The 20,781-nt window shown below is 57.7% G+C and carries 13 protein-coding genes and 2 rRNA genes; 6 read left to right on the top strand and 9 right to left on the bottom strand.

What is annotated here, in order from left to right; all coding sequences use genetic code 11:
- Window positions 1–208: 208 nt before the first annotated feature.
- Together IPK79_12180 and rrf are read left to right on the top strand one after the other, a co-directional pair.
- Window positions 209–3,223: ribosomal RNA gene (locus tag IPK79_12180) — 23S ribosomal RNA — on the top strand.
- Between the two features lie 113 nt (window positions 3,224–3,336).
- A 5S ribosomal RNA gene (gene rrf / locus IPK79_12175) occupies window positions 3,337–3,453 on the top strand.
- An 89-nt stretch (window positions 3,454–3,542) separates the two neighbouring features.
- Here the strand turns inward: rrf and IPK79_12170 are convergent.
- Together IPK79_12170 and dnaX are read right to left on the bottom strand one after the other, a co-directional pair.
- A complete protein-coding gene (locus IPK79_12170; GenBank protein ID MBK8191192.1) occupies window positions 3,543–4,562 on the bottom strand; it encodes a hypothetical protein in 1,020 nt (339 codons plus the stop codon).
- 62 nt (window positions 4,563–4,624) lie between these two features.
- Window positions 4,625–6,523, bottom strand: a complete 1,899-nt coding sequence (gene dnaX, locus IPK79_12165) for a DNA polymerase III subunit gamma/tau (GenBank protein ID MBK8191191.1) — start codon at window positions 6,521–6,523, stop codon at window positions 4,625–4,627.
- Window positions 6,524–6,695: 172 nt separating this feature from the next.
- Between dnaX and lpdA the strand changes: the two genes are divergently transcribed.
- Both lpdA and lipB read left to right on the top strand, forming a co-directional pair.
- The gene (lpdA, locus tag IPK79_12160) at window positions 6,696–8,129 is read left to right on the top strand and encodes a dihydrolipoyl dehydrogenase (GenBank protein MBK8191190.1); all 1,434 of its coding nucleotides are present in this window, start codon (window positions 6,696–6,698) and stop codon (window positions 8,127–8,129) included.
- Window positions 8,126–8,818 (top strand): lipoyl(octanoyl) transferase LipB, encoded by a 693-nt coding sequence (gene lipB, locus IPK79_12155; GenBank protein MBK8191189.1) that lies wholly within the window; start codon window positions 8,126–8,128, stop codon window positions 8,816–8,818. The genes lpdA and lipB overlap by 4 nt, the downstream gene beginning before the upstream one ends.
- On the opposite strand, the gene IPK79_12150 is transcribed toward lipB, so the two are convergent.
- Window positions 8,754–9,293 carry a hypothetical protein gene (locus tag IPK79_12150; GenBank protein ID MBK8191188.1) on the bottom strand — a complete coding sequence of 180 codons (540 nt, stop codon included), beginning with the start codon at window positions 9,291–9,293 and terminating at the stop codon, window positions 8,754–8,756. The two genes, lipB and IPK79_12150, sit on opposite strands and share 65 nt — an antisense overlap.
- A 311-nt stretch (window positions 9,294–9,604) precedes the next feature.
- A complete protein-coding gene (upp, locus tag IPK79_12145; GenBank protein ID MBK8191187.1) occupies window positions 9,605–10,267 on the bottom strand; it encodes a uracil phosphoribosyltransferase in 663 nt (220 codons plus the stop codon).
- Between the two features lie 147 nt (window positions 10,268–10,414).
- Between upp and IPK79_12140 the strand changes: the two genes are divergently transcribed.
- A complete protein-coding gene (locus IPK79_12140; GenBank protein MBK8191186.1) occupies window positions 10,415–11,986 on the top strand; it encodes a SulP family inorganic anion transporter in 1,572 nt (523 codons plus the stop codon).
- A 35-nt stretch (window positions 11,987–12,021) separates the two neighbouring features.
- The gene (locus IPK79_12135; GenBank protein MBK8191185.1) at window positions 12,022–12,690 is read left to right on the top strand and encodes a carbonic anhydrase; all 669 of its coding nucleotides are present in this window, start codon (window positions 12,022–12,024) and stop codon (window positions 12,688–12,690) included.
- Between the two features lie 33 nt (window positions 12,691–12,723).
- Here the strand turns inward: IPK79_12135 and IPK79_12130 are convergent, their stop codons facing one another.
- From IPK79_12130 to IPK79_12110, 5 genes are all read right to left on the bottom strand, one after another.
- Window positions 12,724–14,838 (bottom strand): FHIPEP family type III secretion protein, encoded by a 2,115-nt coding sequence (locus tag IPK79_12130; protein ID MBK8191184.1) that lies wholly within the window; start codon window positions 14,836–14,838, stop codon window positions 12,724–12,726.
- 6 nt (window positions 14,839–14,844) lie between these two features.
- Window positions 14,845–15,600 carry a hypothetical protein gene (locus IPK79_12125; GenBank protein ID MBK8191183.1) on the bottom strand — a complete coding sequence of 252 codons (756 nt, stop codon included), beginning with the start codon at window positions 15,598–15,600 and terminating at the stop codon, window positions 14,845–14,847.
- A 2-nt stretch (window positions 15,601–15,602) separates the two neighbouring features.
- A complete protein-coding gene (locus IPK79_12120; GenBank protein ID MBK8191182.1) occupies window positions 15,603–16,661 on the bottom strand; it encodes a hypothetical protein in 1,059 nt (352 codons plus the stop codon).
- Window positions 16,662–16,766: 105 nt separating this feature from the next.
- The gene (locus tag IPK79_12115; protein MBK8191181.1) at window positions 16,767–18,485 is read right to left on the bottom strand and encodes a hypothetical protein; all 1,719 of its coding nucleotides are present in this window, start codon (window positions 18,483–18,485) and stop codon (window positions 16,767–16,769) included.
- A gap of 185 nt (window positions 18,486–18,670) precedes the next feature.
- The gene (locus IPK79_12110) at window positions 18,671–20,647 is read right to left on the bottom strand and encodes a beta-propeller fold lactonase family protein (protein ID MBK8191180.1); all 1,977 of its coding nucleotides are present in this window, start codon (window positions 20,645–20,647) and stop codon (window positions 18,671–18,673) included.
- Between the last annotated feature and the right edge of the window lie 134 nt (window positions 20,648–20,781).

Here is a 20,781-nt window from a genome sequence, read left to right as displayed (position 1 = left end):
CCAACCGTACCTTGACAACTGCATAGATCAGACGTATCTGCGGTACTTCGTTAGAAGCGCAAGTCTCACAAGGACGCGTGTTTTAAGCGGAGTTGGCGCAGATCTGTCGACGAAATGCGTAGAATGATTTCGACGAAATCATCTCGCACCAAAAGGATAAATCACTATGTTGAACTTAGTCAGTATCGACACAATCGAGGTGTGACTAGGTGAAGCTACAAAGAGCGCATGGTGGATGCCTTGGTACGAGCAGCCGATGAAGGACGCGTAAAGCGGCGATACGCCACGGGGAGCTGCAATGAAGCCTTGATCCGTGGAATTCCGAATGGGGCAACCCCGCCAGATGCTGTCTGGCGACCGTTATCTGAATACATAGGGTAACGGAGGCAAGCCGGTGAACTGAAACATCTTAGTAACCGGAAGAAAAAAGACCAACTCAGGGATTCCCCTAGTAGCGGCGAGCGAACGGGGACCAGCCTAAACCGATTGCATGTCATAGCGTGCAGGCGTTGTGCAGTCGGTGTAGTGGGAGCCTACGGCTGACGCTGCAAAGTCAGCAAGGAGTTACAAAGCCCAAGTTAGCGAAACACAGCTGGAAAGCTGGGCCATAGAGGGTGATAGCCCCGTATGCGAAAACGAACGGCCTCCTGTAGGATTTCCCGAGTAGCACGGCGCACGTGAAATGCCGTGTGAATCCGCCGGGACCATCCGGTAAGGCTAAATACTGCTCGTAACCGATAGTGAACCAGTACGGTGACGGAAAGGCGAAAAGAACAGTGGAAAGCTGAGTGAAATAGAACCTGAAACCGTGCGCTTACAAACTGTCAGAGCCCTATTGATAGGGTGATGGCGTGCCTGTTGAAGAATGAGCCGGCGAGTTAACGTCCGTAGCAGGTTAAGGGGTTGATACCCGGAGCCATAGCGAAAGCGAGTCCTAACCAGGGCGATTTATTGTTACTGGCGTTAGACCCGAACCCGGGTGATCTAACCATGACCAGCGTGAAGCGTGAGTAACATCACGTGGAGGCGCGAACCTTTGAGTGTTGAAAAACTCCTGGATGAGTTGTGGTTAGGGGTGAAATGCCAATCGAACCCGGAGCTAGCTGGTTCTCCCCGAAATGTATTGAGGTACAGCGTCGGATTTATCTTACCGGGGGTAGAGCACTGATTCGGTGCGGGCTGCAAATCGCGGTACCAAATCGAGACAAACTCCGAATACCGGTAATGTTACTGTCCGGCAGTGAGACTGTGGGAGATAAGTTCCATGGTCAAAAGGGAAACAGCCCAGACCATCGGCTAAGGTCCCCAAATGTATGCTAAGTGATTAACGAGGTGTTGTTCCATAGACAACCAGGATGTTGGCTTAGAAGCAGCCACCATCGAACGAGTGCGTAATAGCTCACTGGTCAAGGGACAATGCGCGGAAAATGTACGGGGCTTAAGCATACTACCGAAGCTGTGGCAGACGTCCGTTCAGGGCGGCTGGGTAGGGGAGCGTTCCGTTGTAGGTTGAAGCATGACCGATAAGGACATGTGGACGAAGCGGAAGTGAGAATGTCGGCTTGAGTAGCGAAAACAAAGGTGAGAATCCTTTGCACCGAGAACCTAAGGTTTCCCACGGAAGGCTCGTCCGCGTGGGGTTAGTCGGATCCTAAGGCGAGGCCGAAAGGCGTAGTCGATGGACATCAGGTTGATATTCCTGAACCACGGTATAACCGTTAGGAGCTGCGGAGGGACGCAGGAGGCTATGTGCGCCGGCGACTGGATGTGCCGGTCCAAGCGTGTAGCGAGTTCTTGTAGGCAAATCCGCAAGAGCGCTGAACGTGAGGCGTGACGGAAAGGGGCTACGGCCCCGAAGGCATAGACGCCACACTGCCAAGAAAAGCTTCGCAAGCCAGGTTATAACGTGTCCGTACCGTAATCCGCCACAGGTGGGTCGGTAGAGAATACCAAGGTGCGCGAGATAACTCTCTCTAAGGAACTCGGCAAAATAGCCTCGTAACTTCGGGAGAAGAGGCGCCCTGCTAGCGTGTAAGTCCCATGCGGACCGAAGCGCGATAGGGTTGCAGTGAAATGTCCCAGGCGACTGTTTACCAAAAACACAGGTCTCTGCTAAGTCGCAAGACGATGTATAGGGGCTGACGCCTGCCCGGTGTCGGAAGGTTACGGGGAGAGGTTAGCGACTTCGGTCGCGAAGCTTCGAACCTAAGCCCCGATGAACGGCGGCCGTAACTATAACGGTCCTAAGGTAGCGAAATTCCTTGTCAGGTAAGTTCTGACCCGCACGAATGGCGTAACGATCTGGGAGCTGTCTCGGAGAGAGACTCGGCGAAATAGGAATGGCTGTGAAGATACGGCCTACGCATGCCAGGACAGAAAGACCCTATTGAGCTTTACTCTAACTTGCTATTGAAATTTGACTTTGGTCGCGCAGGATAGGTGGGAGGCTTTGAACCACAGATTCCGGTCTGTGGGGAGCCATCCTTGAGATACCACTCTTCCAAAGTTGGATTTCTAACGGTTGGCCGCTAACATCCGGCAACCGGACAGTGGCAGGCGGGGAGTTTGACTGGGGCGGTCGCCTCCTAAAGAGTAGCGGAGGCGCCCAAAGGTTCCCTCAGGCCGTATGGAAATCGGCCGAAGAGTGTAAAGGCAGAAGGGAGCTTGACTGCGAGACCTACAAGTCGAGCAGAGACGAAAGTCGGGCTTAGTGATCCTGCAGTAGCGAATGGAAGCGCTGTGGCTCATCGGACAAAAGTTACCATAGGGATAACAGGCTGATCTCCCCCAAGAGTCCACATCGACGGGGAGGTTTGGCACCTCGATGTCGGCTCGTCGCATCCTGGGGCGGAAGTACGTCCCAAGGGTTGGGCTGTTCGCCCATTAAAGCGGTACGTGAGCTGGGTTCAGAACGTCGTGAGACAGTTCGGTCCATATCCGGCATGCGCGCAAGAGATTTGAGTGGAGCCGTCCTTAGTACGAGAGGACCGGGACGGACAGACCGCCAGTGTACCGGTTATCACGCCAGTGGTAAACGCCGGGTAGCTGTGTCTGGAGTGGATAAGCGCTGAAAGCATCTAAGTGCGAAGCCCACCACAAGATGAGATCTCTCACGGAGTTAATCCGGTAAGTCCCCTGCAAGAGAAGCAGGTTGATAGGCGGCAGGTGGAAGCGTGGTAACACGCGTAGCCAAGCCGTACTAATCGGACGAGGGCTTCTCCTAATTTCACCCTCGATTCAGTGATAATTGCCTTTTGGCTCGTTGGCAGCTTTACTCCGGTAACGGAGCAATCACGTCTGATTTTATGCAGTCGTCAGGGAACGACCCGATAAGTTCCTTGGTGGTTTAGCTGCGGGAAAACACCCGTTCCCATTCCGAACACGGCCGTAAAGACCGCACGCTGCGACAATACTTGGACCGAGAGGTCCTGGAAAGATAGCTTCCGCCAAGGGTTCATTTTAAAACCGCCTCTGGAGTCTCGACTCTGGAGGCGGCTTTCGTATGCGCCTATTTTCGAACAGCTCTGAGCCGGTTTTTGCTATTACGCCAGTAAGGCGGACATCGGCTCAATCATCGGCTTAATCATGCCATTGGCGTCCGGCGCGATAGCGACCATGTGGCCCACCGGGATTTCCGCCCACTGCGTCGTCGGTGGCGAATGCTGGGGCAATTCTGAGCATAAAATATACTGATAATGCGTCGAATCCACGAGCTGCTTGCCCAGAAACAGCCCGCGCGCCCCGCGATAGGCTAACTGAACGCCATGATCCGTTAAAATCAAAGACGGGTCGGGTCCGGTTTGAATTCGTCCGCTCAGCCCAAGGGCATTGGGAGCGACTGCATTGTAATCTGGCGTCGAAAGCGTGTTTACCTGATGCAGGAGTCGCGCAAAAACCTGAGCGCGGCTCCGCGCAGAGACTTGTTCGGGCGCGATCCCTTGTTGTTGGGCCATTTGCGTCAACCGTCCCTGATACAGATACAAGAACCGTTCGGCGCCTGTGCGCCCTTTGGGCCCCGCGCCTGTGGGATACTGTTGCGCGATTTCCTGTTCGAAGATGGGGTTCCAGATTCCCGAGAACTTGCCGTTCAGCATCAGCGTCGCGCCCCCGGCCTGAAAAGGCGGCGCCTCCAGTACGCTGCTTGGCGGGCTGTCAGGTTTGCGTTTGACGGCCGCAAGGGCGTGCGCCATTAACACTTGCGACCCGCTCTGCTGCATTGTCGCCACGCCTTGCGCAAAAACCCCCGGGTTGGCGCTGGCCGATCCTGGAAATCTAAACGCTTGATGCGGAGGGGTATTGGGTCCTGTTGCCACCAGGCCAAAGGCGTCTTTTGAGCCTTTCTGGTTCAAGCCGGCCAGATCCTCAAGCGTCGATGGCCGTCCGAGCGTTTGGGACGGCCAATGGCCTGGAGCGGCTTGCGCGATCAACGCGTTGGGATCTTGCTGAAGCATCCATGAGCGGGCCGCCTGTTCGTTTATAGAGGGCGTCTGATTGCTGTAAAACGCCATCTGACGACACCCGAAACGCGCACTGGGATTGGATAAAAAACCGGACGGATCCATGCTGCGAATCCCTTTGGAAAAGGACAATGCTTCTATAAACCCACTCAACGCGTCTTCGTGCGTTAGCTGAGCGGTTTGCCCTGTAAGAGTTCCATGGTGTACTTTTTTGCTTCCGCCATATCGTCTTCGTCGTCGGCGTAGTGGGGCTGAGGCGCTGGAGGCGGGGCTTCTACAGACGTCTCCATTGCCTCGGGCTCATCATCATCGGGCGGCGCTGGGGGAAGGGGCGGCGCGGGCTCGCTATCGGTGGGAACTTGATGCAACGGACGCGCGGATTCCATGGCTGGCGGCGCGGCGGAAACAGCTGCCACGGCTCGCGCGGGGCCGGGGGGGACGCTGGCCCCACGGGCCGGACGGGTTTTTTCAAGCACGATGACCACTTGCGTCGTGCGACCCATGGCCGCATCGACGGCTTTCTGCAAGTGAAAGAACCTGTCTTCTTTTTTGAGCATTTGCAGAACCGGTTCGCTGGGACACCCGATTGTCACGCGCGTGCCCTCAATCCCTAATAAGAACGCCTGTTGGGTCAGCTGCGCCCGAAGCGGCATACTGGGAATACTGGCTATCATGGCATCCCAGTCCAGCCCGCCGCCAGAAATGGACGGCTGGACTGAAGCCGGCGTTGCGGAAGCCGCCGCAGGAGAAGAAAATCCGGTCGCTGGTTGGCTCGCTGGCGTTGTCGAACGCTGAGGCGTCAGCGGCGCCGTTGCGCTCGTCGCGGGCGCAGTCGGCGGTAATCCGCCGCTGTTAGGCGCAGCAGACAGGAGCGTGCGCGCAGCCTCGCCGGCCAACGCGTCTTCTAACGACGCTACGCGCTCGGATAAGCCTTTGAGCGTGTGGACGTCGGTGCGAAAGGCGAGGTCCATCAAACCAATTTCCAGCCAGAGCTGCGGCTGTTGCGTACGGCGAAGATCGCGCTCCAGCGCCGCCAGCGATTGCAGCAGTTGCGGATACTCTTCGCGAGAAAACGACGGCGACTGCGTTTGCAATCTCGCCAGCGCATCGACGGAAACCCCGAGTTCCTGGGCTTGAACGCTGGGCCCGCACACGGCGGTAAGAAACAAATCCCGAAGGTGTTGGGCGAGGTCGCGCGCCAACAGAGCGGGGTCCACCCCGCGATCGTTGAGATTGCCGAGTTTGGCCAGCAGCGCGGCGGCGTCCTGACGCGCAATGGCGTCGGTCAATTCAAACAGCGCGTCCTGCTCAAGCGCCCCGATAAAACGGATGACGTCAGCCTGAGACACCACGGTTTGCGGATTGGCTTGTGACAGGACGCCGACCTGATCCAGCATGCTCAGCGCGTTTCGCATTCCGCCGCGCGCATGACGGGCGATTGCCTGAAGGGCTTCGGGCGCAATGCGAATCCCCTCTCGCTCAGCCGTCTGGGTCAGATGCGCAATGAGCTGATCGGTCGTGATGCGCGAAAAATCGAAGCGCTGACACCGGCTGATAATCGTGGGCAGGACTTTATGGGCTTCCGTCGTGGCGAAGATGAATACCACGTTGGGCGGCGGCTCTTCCAGCGTTTTCAGCAGCGCGTTAAAGGCGGCGGTACTGAGCATATGGACTTCGTCCACGATGTAAATCTTGTAGCGACCCGACATCGGCGCAAACTGGCAGTTCTCGATTAAATCGCGGGCGTTTTCCACGCCGTTGTTGCTGGCCGCGTCGATTTCAATGATGTCGATGGCTGCGCCGTTGGTGACGCCGACGCAGGCGTCACAGGTCTGGCAAGGGGTGGCGGTGGGTCCCTGGGCGCAGTTGAGAGATTTCGCCAGGATTCTCGCGGTGGAGGTCTTGCCGGTGCCGCGAGGGCCGCAGAGCAAATAGGCGTGCGCGACCTTCTGGGTCTCGATGGCGTTGGTCAGGGTCTGGACAATGGCTTCCTGCCCAACGAGATCGGCGAACGACTGCGGGCGGTATTTGCGGTAGAGCGGGACGTAGGTTTGAATGGCGGGCATGGGGGCGACGACGCCTCTTCTTCATCGCGGACCTTCGCTGTCAGCCTACCCCAAGCGTCCGGCGAAAAAAAGCGCCGCCCGCCACAAAACAGGAGAGCCAATTTGCCATGCGACTCGCTTGTGGGTAGAGTAAGGGCGGTGCGTCACGTCAGCCAGAGAGGTCGTCGGGAATATGACGGAGTCTTCGCAAAACCCGTGGCAAGTTTGCGTCATTGGCGCCGGGCCCGGCGGCTATGTTGCCGCTATTCGACTGGCCCAGCGCGGCATGCGCGTGGCGCTGATTGAAAAAAACGCCGTGGGCGGCGTCTGCCTGAACTGGGGATGTATTCCGTCCAAGGCGCTGATTCATGCGGCGAGCATACTGGATGGGTTACGCGGCGCCGACAAAATGGGTATTCTCGTGGACAATCCCCGGGTGGATTTCGCCCGGTTGATGGGCTGGAAAGATGGCGTCATTCACAAGCTTCAGGGCGGCATTCGTCAGTTACTGGGCGCTCATGGCGTGACGCTGATAGAAGGCGAGGCCGAATTCCTGACGCCCCATCGCTTGCAGGTTCGCCCTGCTCAAGGCGACGTCCTGACGCTCGATGCAGAGAACTTCCTGATCGCCACAGGCTCCAGCCCGCAAGCGCTGCCGGGATTGGCGGTGGATGGTCAACGTATGCTCGATGTGCGCGATCTTCTGTCGATGACGACGCTGCCCGCCTCGCTGGCCGTCATTGGCGGCGGGGTGATTGGGCTTGAAATGGCGATGGCGTTTTCCAAGCTCGGCGCGCAAGTCACGGTTCTCGAAGCGCTGGAAGACATTCTGCCTGACATAGACCCGGATTGCCGTCAAATCCTAAAACGCGCCTTGAAGCGCCGCAAAATCTCGCTGAAGACAGGCGTTCGCGCAGGCCTTTCGCCGGATGCGTCTCAATCGGGGCCCTTGCTGACGCTTTCTTGCCTGGATGACGCCGGTCAGACGACTTCTCTGGCTGTAGAAAAGGCGCTGGTTGCGGTGGGGCGCTCGCCCAATACGGCCTCATTGGGCTTGGCGCGCGCAGGCCTCGCCACCGATGAGCGCGGCTTTATCCCGGTGGATGCGCAATGCCGCTCGCGTTCGGCGCATATTTTCGCCATTGGCGATGTCACGCGCGGCCCGCTGTTGGCGCATCGCGCCTCGCACGAAGGCCTTGTCGCCGCCGCCGCGATTGCGGGCGATGGGGCGGCCAGCGTGGATACGCGCGCGATGCCCGCAGCCGTCTACACGGACCCGGAGCTGGCCTCGGTAGGATGGACCGAAGCTCAGGCGCGCGCCGCGGGAAGGGAGGTCCGTATCGGCTCGTTCCCGTTACAGGCGTCGGGACGGGCCCTCACCATGGACGCGGGCGATGGCTTGGTAAAGCTTATCGCGGATGCGCAAACCGATGAATTGCTCGGCGCTCACATTGCAGGGCCCCATGCGGCGGATTTAATCGCCGAAGCCGCTCTGGCCATCGAGCTGGGCGCGTCGGCCGCCGATGTGGCGATGACGGTTCATGCCCATCCGACCTTACCCGAATCGCTGATGGAAGCGGCGGAAGCCTTGCATCATCAGGCGATTCACTTGTACCAGAAGCCATGACGGCGGGGGCCGCCCCTGCGCTTCTCTCAAATACGGGCCTTTCCGTCGAAGATTTCGGCTTGGGCGAGTATGGCGAGATTCATCGTCGTCAGTTGGCTTTGGTAGAGGCGCGCGCAGAGGGTCGGGCGGGCGATACGCTGCTGATTGGCGAGCACCTGCCGGTGATTACCTGCGGCCGCGCCGCCCGCCCGACGGATTTGCTGTCGCCTGTTTTCCAGACAATCCCGGTGGAGCGCGGGGGGGGCGTTACGTTGCATGCGCCGGGGCAACTGGTGGCTTATCCCATTCGCTGGCTTGCGCCGCGAGAGCGCGATTTGCGTCAGCTTTTACGCGCGCTCGAGCAGGCGGTAATTGAAACGCTTGCCGCTTATGGCGTGGCGGGCGAGCGACGCGAAGGGTTCTCGGGCGTGTGGACGCGCCTGGACTCCGGCGGCGTCTGCAAAATCGCGGCGGTGGGCGTCGCGGTTCGCCGCTGGGTGACGTATCACGGCGTGGCCTTCAACGTGAATAACGCGTTGTCGGATTACGCCCAAATCCGCCCATGCGGGCTGGAAGCGATTTCTGTGACGTCACTGGCGGGCTGTTTGGGCGCGCCGCCGCCGTTGGAAGGCGTCAAGCGGCTCTTTACGTCGACGCTGCTTCAGCAGTTTCAGCAGGCGCAGGCTTCAGAAGAGACTCGATTGCGTTAAAAAAGCGGCTTGTTGCGCCTTCTAAATGTTTCACAGGAATGTCGACGAGGAGGGCAAATAAATTCTCGTGATTAGAGGGCTTTGGCAAGACCGGCTTTATGGCAGGGATTTCTGTCGACGCAATGCCCGGGGGCCATGTATATTCCTGACCTGTCGGTAATGTCAGCACCATACGCCTATTGGTGAGGGACTCTGGCGGTAAGCCATTAGCGGTTTGTGCAATAAATGCCGCCATTTGGCTTAAATGCCCAGCCGAGCCTGTCCAGGTGAATTGACGATCAGAGTCTTGAGTGCCTTGATACTTAAGGGTTAGCAAATCGGAAGGGGGGGCGCCATTTTGTTGGGCATATTCTATTTCTGTTGGGGTTCTGGGAATCACGATGGGTAAAAAGATTCTGTCGACATCTCCAGAATCTGGTTTTTGAGTTTGACATCTTGAAGAGACGCTCGGCAAAAAATTTTTAGTCATCTCCATTTTAGATGGCCTTAAAGGCCGACGGGGTGTTTGAGGGGCTTGAATAGTCAACGTCAGCGTTTGCGGCGTTTCTCGCTGAGGGGACTGAAACCCAAAATGCGCAGCCCGGGGCTGCGTGGATGTGATTTGCATGAGAAAAAGCGCCTCCAATGAGCGCGAGAGATTGTGAATACCGTGAAAATGAGCGTGTGCCCAAAATAGCTGCTGTTGCCATGTAATGTAACACGTCAAAATGATGCGCCACTAGGCGTTTGGCTTAGCCTGAAAGGGCAGCGTGCGGCTGGCCCGCTGGCAGGGGGCGCGTGGGACGCCTAGACGGTTCCAAACGTGCGATCGCCCGCATCGCCCAGGCCGGGGACGATATAGCCCTTCTCGTTGAGGCGCTTGTCCACCGCCGCCGTAATAATGCGCACGCCGGGATGCCGCTCCTGCAAGTGCGCAATGCCCTCCGGCGCGGCAATGACGCAGACCAGCCGCAGATGATCCAGCGAGGCGCCGAGGCGCAGAATCATATCAATGGCCGCAACGGCTGAACCGCCGGTGGCCAGCATCGGATCGAGAACGAAAACCCGCGCGCGCGAGTAATCGATGCTCTCGGGTAACTTGTTATAGTACGTGACAGGCGTCAGCGTGGCCTCGTCACGATACACGCCGATGTGATACACGCTGGCCTCCGGCAAAAAATCCAGCGCCACAGCCGATAATGCCAGTCCGGCGCGCAAAATCGGCGCGATTAAAATCGGAGCGTCCGGGGCCAGGGTTCGGCACTCGGCGCGCGCGACCGGGGTTTCTACCAGCGCGGGCGTCAGGGGTAAATCGTTGGCGGCTTCGTGCATCAGCAGGCGCGCGATCCGCGTCAGCGCGAGTCGAAATCGTTCGTTATCGCAGTGACGGCTACGCAAGACGCTCAGGTTATGCTGCGCCAGCGGATGCTCGCATAGCGTCACGGACTGCAGGGCGGCGGATTCGTTCATGTCGCTCATGGTCGGGGCGGAGTCTCCTGACAAGCGGGGATGCGCCAAGTTAGGTATGGCGAAGGGCGCGCTCGGTGGTTTTTCGTGATAGGTTCAGGGTAGAATACACGGCCCTGAATGCCAATCCCTAGAAGGAGTTTTGCTCCCATGAGCGCTACTGAATCGAGTGCTGCCGAACCGTCCCCCGCTGCCTTGAAGCCCCCTTTGTCCGCCACGTTTGGCCGCGACTTGATGGCGTCTCTGGTGGTGTTTCTGGTCGCCTTGCCCTTGTGTCTGGGGATTGCGGTGGCCTGCGGCGCGCCCCCTGCTATGGGTTTGATTGCGGGCATTATTGGCGGCGTTGTCGTTGGAACGCTCTCGGGCGTGCCGCTTCAGGTGAGTGGTCCTGCGGCGGGTCTGGTCTCTCTGGTGCATGATGTCATTCAGACCCATGGAATCGAAGCCTTGGGCGTCATTACGCTGCTGGCGGGCTTGATTCAGATTGCGGTGGGCGTCTTTAAATTCTCCGGCGTGTTTCGCGCCGTCTCCCCGGCGCTGGTGCAGGGAATGTTGTCGGGCATCGGCATGATTATTGTCGCCAGTCAGTTTCACGTGATGGTGGATGATAAGCCCAGTAGCAGCGCGCTTCAAAACCTGGCCCTGATTCCCCAGGCGGTCCAGAAAGGGCTGTTTCCGATGGATGGCGCCAGCCATCATCTGGCGGCGGCGGTGGGCTTGTTCACGCTGTTAATTATTTTGCTGTGGTCGGCAATGCCCAAGCGATTCCATTTGCTGCCTGCGGCGTTACTGGCGGTTGCGGCTGCCGTGATTGCGTGTCATTTCTTGCAATTGCCGATTAGTTACGTCCAGATTCCTGCTCAAACCTTCGCCTGGCCGTCTTTGCCTCAACCGGCGCAGTTGGGGGCGTTACTGATGAATCAGGATGTCTGGATTATGGCGATTTCTATCGGTTTTATCGCTGCGGCGGAAACCATTCTAAGCGTGACTGCGCTTCAGCGTCAGGATGTTCGCGTGACGGCCGCCTATGATCGCGAAGTGACGGCGCAAGGCGTCGGCAATGCGATGTGTGGTTTACTGGGCGGCCTGCCGTTGACGGGGGTGATTGTCCGTAGCAGCGCCAATTTCCAGGCGGGCGCGCAAACCCGGCTTTCGACTATTCTGCATGGAATCTGGATTGCGGCGTTGGTGCTGTTATTTCCGGCCCTGCTGGCGAAAATTCCGATTGCAAGTCTGGCGGCGATTCTGGTTTATACGGGCTTCAAGCTGATTCGCTTCCAGGCGATCCCTGAGTTGTTTCGCATCAGCAAGGGCGAATTGGTGGTATTTCTGGTGACGTTTATTGGCGTTATCAGTACCAATTTGCTGGAAGGCGTGCTGATGGGATTTATTCTGGCGTCTCTGCGCCTGCTGCATACCCTCAGCAAACTGAAAATTGATTGCGTCAGCGAGCCTGATTCCGCCAAGACCCACGTGTATTTACGCGGCAGCGCCTCGTTCTTGAGCTTACCGACTCTATCCGCAACGCTGGAGCAACTGCCTGCGGGGCGCGATATCCACTTACATGTGGATGGCCTGCATTATATCGATCACGCTTCGCTGGAGTCCCTGGCCTGCTTTCAGAACCGGGTGGAATGCTCAGGCGGCCAATGCCGCATCGAATGGGCGGATTTGTCCCGGAAAACGCCGCATCGCGTTAAACTGCCCATGGTCCTGTTGTAATTAACCAACCAGAGGAGAGACTGATCATGGTTCCCATGCCGCGTGACCCTCAGGCATCTTTAAACGACTTGATTCGCGGGGTGCGTAAGTTTCAGCGTGACGTGTACCCTGGTAAACAGGAGCTGTTCAAGACGCTGGCCAAAGGACAATCGCCAAAAATCCTGTTTATCACCTGCTCGGATTCGCGTATTGACCCCTCGCTGATTACCCAGAGCGATCCCGGCAGTCTGTTTTTGATTCACAACGCCGGTAACATCGTGCCGCCGCACGGCACGCCGTATGGCGGAACCGGCGCGTCGATCGAATATGCTGTTTCGGTGCTGGAGGTCGAGCATATTATTGTCTGCGGTCATAGCGCGTGCGGGGCGATGACGGCGCTGTGCGAGCGGCATCAGGGCGATGGCATTCCCATTATTCGCCAGTGGATTTCTTATGCCGACGCCACGCGCGCCATTCTCGACACGGTTGCTCATGGCGCCGATGAAGCCCAGCGTCTTGAACGTTGTATTGAAATCAATGTCGCTGTGCAAATGCACCATCTGGAAACCATTCCCTCGGTCGCGGCGCGCATGGCGGCGAAGACCCTCGCCCTGCATGGCTGGGTTTACCATATCGAAAGCGGCGAAATTGACGTCTACGACCCTCTCACAGAGGGCTTTAAATCTTTTGAGCAGGCCTATCAGGGCCAGACGTCTATCGTTTAGGCGTTTAAAAATCTGCCCGCTGAACGGGTAGCGTTATCCGTACATTTCGGCATATTCGCCGCCGCCAATCGAACCGATGGCCTCCACGCGAATATCCGGGATTAATTCGCTATAGCTGAGAACCGCGACCATTGGAATATGCCGATCCAGCAATTGGTATAACGGTAAACGAATGCGCGGCGAGCACAAAATCACGGGCATGCGCCGGTAGGTTTCTTGCGCGGTACGGAGCGATTCGGCGGTGGATTCCACCAGCTCCTGAACGTGGCGCGGATTGAGCAGAAACATCGTGCCCAATTCCGTGCGTTGGCACGAATCGTCCAGGAGTTTTTCCCATTCGTTTGAAAGCGTGACGGCAATCATGGTTTTGTTGGCGTCGCACTGCGACAGGCAGATTTGCCGTCCCAGCGCCGCCCGCAGGCGTTCTGAGAGCACGTCGGGCTCTTTGCTGAAGCGCGCGTAATCGGTGAGCCGCTCGAAGACGAAAATAACGTCCTTAATAGAGACTTTTTCGCGCACCAGATTGACAAAGATTTTACGCAGGTCATTCGGCGTTAAAATCGACGGCACCAGTTCCTGAATCAGCGATTGATCCTGCTGGCGCACCAGTTCCATGAGTTTCAGCACGTCCATCTTGGTCATTACGTCGTCGACGTATTTGACGATGATTTCCGACAGGTGCGCGATGATGGCGTCTGTGGCTTCCAGCGCGCGTTTCTGCATATCCGGCGGGAGTTGTTGCGGATCGAGCCAGTAGGCGGTTTGTCCGTAAATGGGGTCGCGATCTTTATGCGCGCCCGGCGGCGGTTGTTGTCCCATTTCATCAAAATGCGCGCTGGTCAGCATATAGCGATCCGGATACACGTTGCCGTTGGCCACCGGATTATTGCGAATTGAAATTAGATACTCGTTGGGACCCAGCGTCATGCTGTCCATAATGCGGACGTTGGGCATGATAAAGCCGAGTTCATCAGTCAGGCGCGAGCGCAATCCGGCGATTTTGCCGAGCAGTTGGCCGTCTTGCTCTGGATCGGCGATACGCAGGAGATCGGTGCCGACCTGCAGGCTCAGGACATCCACGCCGAGCTTTTCGTACATGCGGTTGGGGTTGATGAGTTCAGCCATACTTTGCTTGGTGGCTTCCAGTTGGCCGAGTTCGCTTTGCGCATGGCTGGCGACAAAGACGCTCAGCGCTACGATTCCCACTAAAATCGAAATGGGGATGAACGTCCACCACGGCAGGCCCGTCCAGCCGCTGGTGACGCCAATGAGAAAGAGAAATGCCGCTGCAAATAGCAAACCGTAAGGCTTGCCTTGCACCTGCTCAAAAAGTTCTTTCCCCAGGCTGTTGCCGCCCGAGGTGGAGCGCGTCATCATCAAGCCGCTGGAGACGGCCATCAGCAGGGCGGGAATTTGCGCTGCCAGTCCGTCGCCGATGGTCAGCAAGGTGTATTTGTTGACGGCCTCGCCGAATCCAAGGCCTTTCATCATCATCCCGACGCTCAAGCCGCCGATGATGTTGATGACAATAATAATAATCCCGGCGATGGCGTCCCCTTTGACGAATTTCATCGCCCCGTCCATGGCGCCGTATAGAGACGACTCTCGCTGAAGATCTTCGCGCCGCTTGACGGCTTCTTCCGGCGAAATCAGGCCCTGGTTGAAGTCCGCGTCAATGGTCATCTGTTTGCCGGGCATCGCGTCCAGAGCAAAACGCGCGCCGACTTCCGCAATCCGCTCCGACCCCTTGGTAATAACCAGAAACTGAACAATCGTGATAATGACGAAGATCACGACCCCTACTACCAGATTGCCGCCGGTGACGAATTTACCAAACGTGTCGACCACGTGCCCGGCGTCGCCCTTGTCCAGAATGGCGCGTACGGTCGCGATGCCCAGCGCCAGGCGAAACATCGTCCCCACCAGAATAACCGACGGAAAGGCCGCCATATCGAGGGGCTTTTGCACGTACAGGGCCATCATGAGCAGGACGACCCCGAGCGTGACGTTGAGCGAAATCGCGATATCAATAAACCACGATTCCAGCGGTAGAATTACAATACAGACCAGCCCCAGCACCAGCAGCGCCAGAATAAATTCGCTGGGAGAAGGCATTTTAAAGCTTTGCGGGCCTTGCGGTTGCGCCATATCGCTTTACCCTGCCCCGCCGAACAGACGCCGCAGCATCTCCAGCCGCGTGGAGAAGGTCGCGTCGATCAGGCCGCTATTGGTTTCGACCACGCAACTGCCGCGATCCACGGCAGGGTCGTCCATCACCATGATTTCTGCGTTGAGATGCGAGGGGGGCTTCTGGCGCAGGCTGTCTTTTACGAGTCTTACATCATCAGGGTGGACTTTAATCAGCACGCTTTTATTGCTGCGACTGACCTTTTGCAATGTGTCGTCCACAATGCCGCGCACCAGGGTCTCATCGCAGGACACTTCGGTTTTGATGATGCGTTCGGCGATTTCTACGGCCAGCGGCGCGATTTCATCGGCGATTGTCATCAGCGCGTCGGCGCGACCGGCCAGCAGGGCCTCAAGATTCTCCTGAAGCGCCCGGATCGATTCGTGCGCTTGTTGCAATCCATTTTCAAAGCCCTCGCGCGCAGCGTTTTCGCGGATAGCGGTCGCCTCGTCGTTGGCGCGACTAATCAGGGCGCGATCTTCCAGTCGGCGATAGCCTCGACGGCGTTCACCCGATTGACGATCCCGCGCGCGCCGGTCGCTGACCAGACCGTGTTCTACCGTTTGTTCGTTCCATTCCAGCGCCGGTTCTACAGGTTGGGCGTGGGCGGATGCTGATGTTTCGCTGCTGTCGGCTTCTCTGGAAGCGGGCGGAGGCGGGGGCGCTGCGATAAACGCGCCCTCTTCCAGCAGTTTTTCCAGCTTGCGTCGTTTGATAATCATGCCTAGGCGCTCTGATTTTTGAGATAAGCGTAAAGCGCGGCTTCAATCTTGAGCGGCAACGCAGCGGCGTCGCTTCTGGCGTTCAGCGCCCCTTCGATATAGGCGCGAATTGCCGGTCGCTCATGGCGTACGACGGCGCGCAGGGCCTGCGGCTGCCATTGCGCCGCCAGCGCAAGCATCGCCTTGCGCGTTTGATTCAAACCTTGAGACTGGGTGAATTGCTCCTTGAGCCGACCTAAGTGACGGACCACGCGTTTGAGATCCAGCGATGCGTCCAGATTCTCCGGCGCGCTGTAATGCGCGGTGAGTTGCTGCGCCTGCGGAGACAGCCTTTGTAGAATGGCGCGTCCGCGAGCAGGGGGCAGCGTGCTGACAAATAACGCTAGCGCCGCATAACGCTCATGCGCCAGTGCGTCATGAGGGGGTGGTGCGGTGGGAATCGCTGGCGCAGGCGCCGGCGGGGCCGCCTCTGGTTGAGGCGCTTCGGCGTGCGAGGCAGGCGCGTCTTCGATGGGCGCGGGTAATGCGGGGGCGTCCGCTCCCTGTGAGTCCGCGTCTTTATAAGGAATCGGGCCGTGCTGCTTTTCGTATTCGCCGCAATAATACGTCAGGGCGTTATCCGTGGTCTGGCAAATCATTTCAATCTGCTGGGCATCGGAAATCGTGACGCCGGGGGTATCTTCCTGGCCATACGTGGTCAGCGCCATTTGTTTGGCGTTTTCAAACAGCACCCCGGCCAGATTCTGCAGCATCCACGTGCGGAATTCATCCGGCACGTCGAGCGGATGCGATCGGATAATGCCGAAATACAGCCCTTCGCAAAAGAGCATCATCATTTGACTGGCCATCGGCGGGGTAATGGGGACGCCGGGCTGATCTTCCTGGAGCTTGATCACGCGCTCGTTAAAAATGAAATTTGCGGCGACCTCGGCCATGCGGCCCAGATAATCGGCCATCGCCTCGGCTTCTTCCGCCGTCATTTGTTCGCGCATCCGCTCCAAATACTGGTCGCGTTGTTGCGCGGCCACCTGCTGCGGATTAAATTCGTCCTCGAAACCCATGAACCACTCTATTATCCGGCGTTGACGCAGTGGGCTTGATTGTCCTGCGTAGAGGCTCCTCTTGTATCATAGCTTATCGGGCATAGCCTATCGGGTGAATGCTGTTCAGGAGGACTCAATCCAGCTTTTGACCTGCCGGTTGAGGGCGTCGGCGTCCAGATCGTCCTCGTCGTCGACGGCGGCGCGCAATTCGTTGAGGGTCTGGCGCAAGGCGGCCAGCGTTGCAGCGTCCGGGGATGCGGCGATTTGTACAGGGGCGGCTGTTGGGGCGCCGAGCGCAGGTTGCGCTTGCTGGTTTTCCATTAAGAGTTGGGTTTGACGGATGGCGGCTTGTAATTGCTGTTGCTGTTGCGAGGCGAACTCCTGCAAACGGCGGATTTCCTGTTGATGTTGTTCGGCCAGCGGTTCTTGCGGCTTTCCGCGAAACAGCAGGGTGGAAATCAGTAAAATCACAAGTAATCCGCCGCCTGCCGCCCACAGCATCCAGCTATTATCCGCGACGGGCTCGCTGATGGCGGTTGGGCGCACGGCGGGCGATTTATCACGGAAGCTGATCTTGGCCAGACTCACGTTCTGAAGCGATATTTTGGGGCTGGCCGCACTGGCGATGAGACGCTTCAAGTCGCTGCCATCCATTTGAACCTGTTGCCCGTAAGCGTTAAGCGTCATCGGATAATGATCTTCATCCAGCGTAACGGCGATGGAAATGTCTTCCACCATGCCGGGCAGGTAGGTTTCAATGGTTTGGGTTTTGGTATTGGCATAGCTCACTTCTTCGCCGCTGCGCTGATATCCGCGCGAATTCGACGACTGGGAACTGACGGCGCTTTGCAGCTCATTGGGAATAAAGCTGCTGGCGACGCCTCCCGCCGCGCCGGTTCCGCCGGATTTGGCGTTCAGATTTTCGCTGAACTTCTGACGCGTGGCGATGGCTGATTGATTGGGGTCGTAGCGCTGGGTCATGACCTCTTGCGGCGCCTCGCGCAGTTGCGTGCTGACGGTGACGACGTAGTTGCCTGCGCCCACGAGCCGATCCAGCTGATTCGCTACTTTTTGCTTCATGTAGTTATCCTGTTCCTCCAGCCGATCGTTCATCTGGCTTTCGGCGTCCAGGACGCTGTTATAGGTATTGCCATTGGTGTCGGAGAGGGCGACATGTTTGGCGTCCAGTCCCTGCACGCTGCCCACCATCAGGTTTATAATGGCGCGCACCTTGTCGCGCTCCAGCCGCGAACCGCTGGGAATGCTCACCTGGACGGAGGCCGACTTTGCCTGTTGATCGCGGGTAAAAATAGACGGCTCTGGAATCGACAGACTTACCGAGGCGTCCTCAATCGGATTGATTTTACGAATCAGGCGCGCCAGCTCGCCTTGCTGGGCGCGAATAAGCTTGATGTTCTTCTCTTCGCGAGAAGCGGTTAAATCGCCCTTGTCGAAGGCTTCCAGCCCGATATTTTTATCCATCAGACCCGATTGCACCAGCGTCACGAGCGCCTGATCGCGCTCGCAATAGGTCGCCTTCTCCCGCAGCGAGATGGTCGACTTGCCGCCCTCTTCGTCGCGACGCTCCGTGCGGATGCCTTCTCGCGCCAGCAGCGCCTGAATCTCGATAGCCTTACCCGCCCCGCCTTCTGTTTTGGCGAGCGTCCGCTCTTCATTGGTCTTCAGTTCCTGGCAGGAATTGTCTTTGCCGCCTTTATCGCCGCCGCTGGCGGCCACGCCCCAGATAATGCCGCCGATCGCCAGCAGTAAAACCGCGCCCGCAATAATGAGGAGCTGCGGTCGCTGGCGGAGCGTTTCAACCAGTTGTTGCGGATTGGCCATTGGCGTTTGCGCTGTTTCCGTCTGTATTCAGGTTGCCCTGAGAACCCCTGCAATGCCGCGCGCGTGCGCTTACCCTTATCTTAAGAGGATTTGCAAGGCGCGGTATCGGTCGAATCGCCGATTTTCCCGCCACGCGGCTCCTTCTGATGATAATCGGATTCCTGCATTTGGCAGGGTTTGTCGCGTTAGGGGTCGGCGTTCAGCGAGAGTGAAACTTGTTGCTGGAGCGCGTTCATATTAAAGCGCTTCGGCATTTCCGGGTTACTTACGACGCGTTGTACCGAGAAATCCTGCGTCTGGATGACGCATACGTCAGAAGAGCCCAGGTCGGCAACGTAGATTTTCTGGCCATCGCGGCTGACCGACACGCTGTACGGATTAACGCCGACGTTAATCGTGCGGGCGACCGTGTTGGATTTGGCGTCAATGACGCTGAGCGTGCCGTCTTGCGCATTCACGACGTAGGCTTCTGTTTTGCTCGGGTTGAACGCGATGGCCTCAGGCCCTGCGCCAACGGCGATCCTGCGAAGAATAGCGCCCGATTGCGCGTCAATCACGGCGACGGCGTTATCTCCGCTGCTAATCGCGTACAGCGTTTTGCCATCGGGCCGGATGTCGACGGCGGCGGGCCGGTTAACGCCTCGAATCGTCGCAATTACTTGATCCGACTGGGTATCAATCACACAGATGGAATCCGCGAGTCTGTTTGCGACGTAAAGGCGCTCGCCATCGCCGCTCATTGCCATACTTTCGGGCCGATTTTCGACGGGGATTTGTCCAATCACCTTTTGAGACGTCGTATCGATGACCGAGACCGTGTCGCTGAGGCTGTTTGATACATAGGCTTTCTTCATCTGGCGATTCACCAGAACCGTATGGGGCGAATTCCCGACCGGAATCATTTTAAGAACCTGATCATTGACTGGCGTAATAATATAAACGCTGTCGCTGAGCGAGTTGGCAACGTAATCGAGCGCGCCGACGTCTTTTGCTTCGTAGTTATACGATCCGTCGCCAAAGGCCACCGCCGCGTTCAGAACGTCGTCGGGCCGGTCAGCGACGATTTTGCCGTCGCCAATGTTGTTGATAATCGCATACGTAGGCGTGTTGCCGCTAAATGCGTCAATTTGTCCCAGGAAGTCGGAGAAATTCAGTAAAATGCCGGTATTAAACGACGCTTCGCTCAGGAGCGCTTCCAAGGGCGTCGGTCCTGCCGTTGTATTTAAATCGATGCCATTAAACAAGACCTGCCCTGGGAAAAAGCCTGATAATTGCAGCGTATTGCTGGGGTTGACCACGCCATTAATATTGACGGAAACGCCGTTCAGAATGCCGCCAGCCATAACGCTCAGATTGCCGCCCGTCAGGTTGACTTCAAATGCGTTGATATCCGTGCCGATAGTCCCGAGGAGCGCCGACAGGGAAGAATTGGCCCCGGCAGTGAAATTCATTGCGGCCCCGTTGCCGTCCAGCAGGCTGCCGATCGTCGCAGTTAGCGAGAATCCTGCGTTGCCGACATTAAAGGCGCCGATATTACCGCCCTCCGTCAAATTAATATAGGCGTCTGCATTATGGGTCAGCACGCTTAATAAGCCGCTTCCGCCAATACGAACGTCGAGATCCGCCAGCCCCGGCGCTGCAATCTGCCCGCTGCCCAGGCCGCCTGCGCCGCTGAAGCTCAAATTGCGATTATTCGCCAGCGTGATATTGGCGACCGTGTCATCGCCCGGCGTGAAGTCGGTGAACACGCCAGCAGTATTCAGAGTCAGATCCATCGCCTGAGCGGAGAGGTTCACTGTTCCAAGGCTGATATCGCCCGTTGTGGCGGCGTCGCCAATCGTCAGCGATCCTGCGTGAATATTACTTAATTCGCTCACATCCAGATTAAACGCCCCCGCGCCTCCACCCAGGCCAATCGTGGTCGCCGCCGATGTCGCGGCCAGCAAGATTGAGCCGGAACCTGAATCTAACATTCCATTATTGATATTGATTTGATCGGCAAGAATCGACATGGCGCCGTTGCTGGTTTGCAGTTGACTACCGCCCAGTAACGAAAACGTCCCGCCCGAGGCCGTCTGTAAGGAGACCGTATTGTCTCCCAGAGCTGTCACGCCGCCGAGGATGTTAATGTTCCCCACGCCGCCGGTGGTTGCTAAGGTCAACTCGTCGCCGACGCTTACCCCGCCCACAATGCTCAAAGAGTCGCCGGCGGAAATTTCAAGCGTGCCGCCGACGGCAGAGGCATTGAGGGTGAGGTTACTGGCTTCAGAGAGGAAGGCGTCGCCTGTGGTATTGA

It is taken from the genome of Vampirovibrionales bacterium (assembly GCA_016712355.1).
GTDB lineage: Bacteria > Cyanobacteriota > Vampirovibrionia > Vampirovibrionales > Vampirovibrionaceae > JADJRF01.
This window is presented reverse-complemented; position numbering and strand designations above follow the sequence as displayed.

What these genes read in the sequence shown, in the direction of transcription:
- IPK79_12115 (MBK8191181.1), bottom strand. Translation starts at nt 18,485, where the DNA reads ATGGCCAATCCGCAACAACTGGTTGAAACGCTCCGCCAGCGACCGCAG.
- IPK79_12135 (MBK8191185.1), top strand. Translation starts at nt 12,022, where the DNA reads ATGCCGCGTGACCCTCAGGCATCTTTAAACGACTTGATTCGCGGGGTG.
- IPK79_12130 (MBK8191184.1), bottom strand. Translation starts at nt 14,838, where the DNA reads ATGGCGCAACCGCAAGGCCCGCAAAGCTTTAAAATGCCTTCTCCCAGC.
- lipB (MBK8191189.1), top strand. Translation starts at nt 8,126, where the DNA reads ATGACGGCGGGGGCCGCCCCTGCGCTTCTCTCAAATACGGGCCTTTCC.
- IPK79_12125 (MBK8191183.1), bottom strand. Translation starts at nt 15,600, where the DNA reads ATGATTATCAAACGACGCAAGCTGGAAAAACTGCTGGAAGAGGGCGCG.
- IPK79_12120 (MBK8191182.1), bottom strand. Translation starts at nt 16,661, where the DNA reads ATGGGTTTCGAGGACGAATTTAATCCGCAGCAGGTGGCCGCGCAACAA.
- dnaX (MBK8191191.1), bottom strand. Translation starts at nt 6,523, where the DNA reads ATGCCCGCCATTCAAACCTACGTCCCGCTCTACCGCAAATACCGCCCG.
- IPK79_12140 (MBK8191186.1), top strand. Translation starts at nt 10,415, where the DNA reads ATGAGCGCTACTGAATCGAGTGCTGCCGAACCGTCCCCCGCTGCCTTG.
- upp (MBK8191187.1), bottom strand. Translation starts at nt 10,267, where the DNA reads ATGAACGAATCCGCCGCCCTGCAGTCCGTGACGCTATGCGAGCATCCG.
- lpdA (MBK8191190.1), top strand. Translation starts at nt 6,696, where the DNA reads ATGACGGAGTCTTCGCAAAACCCGTGGCAAGTTTGCGTCATTGGCGCC.
- IPK79_12170 (MBK8191192.1), bottom strand. Translation starts at nt 4,562, where the DNA reads ATGGATCCGTCCGGTTTTTTATCCAATCCCAGTGCGCGTTTCGGGTGT.
- IPK79_12150 (MBK8191188.1), bottom strand. Translation starts at nt 9,293, where the DNA reads ATGGAGATGACTAAAAATTTTTTGCCGAGCGTCTCTTCAAGATGTCAA.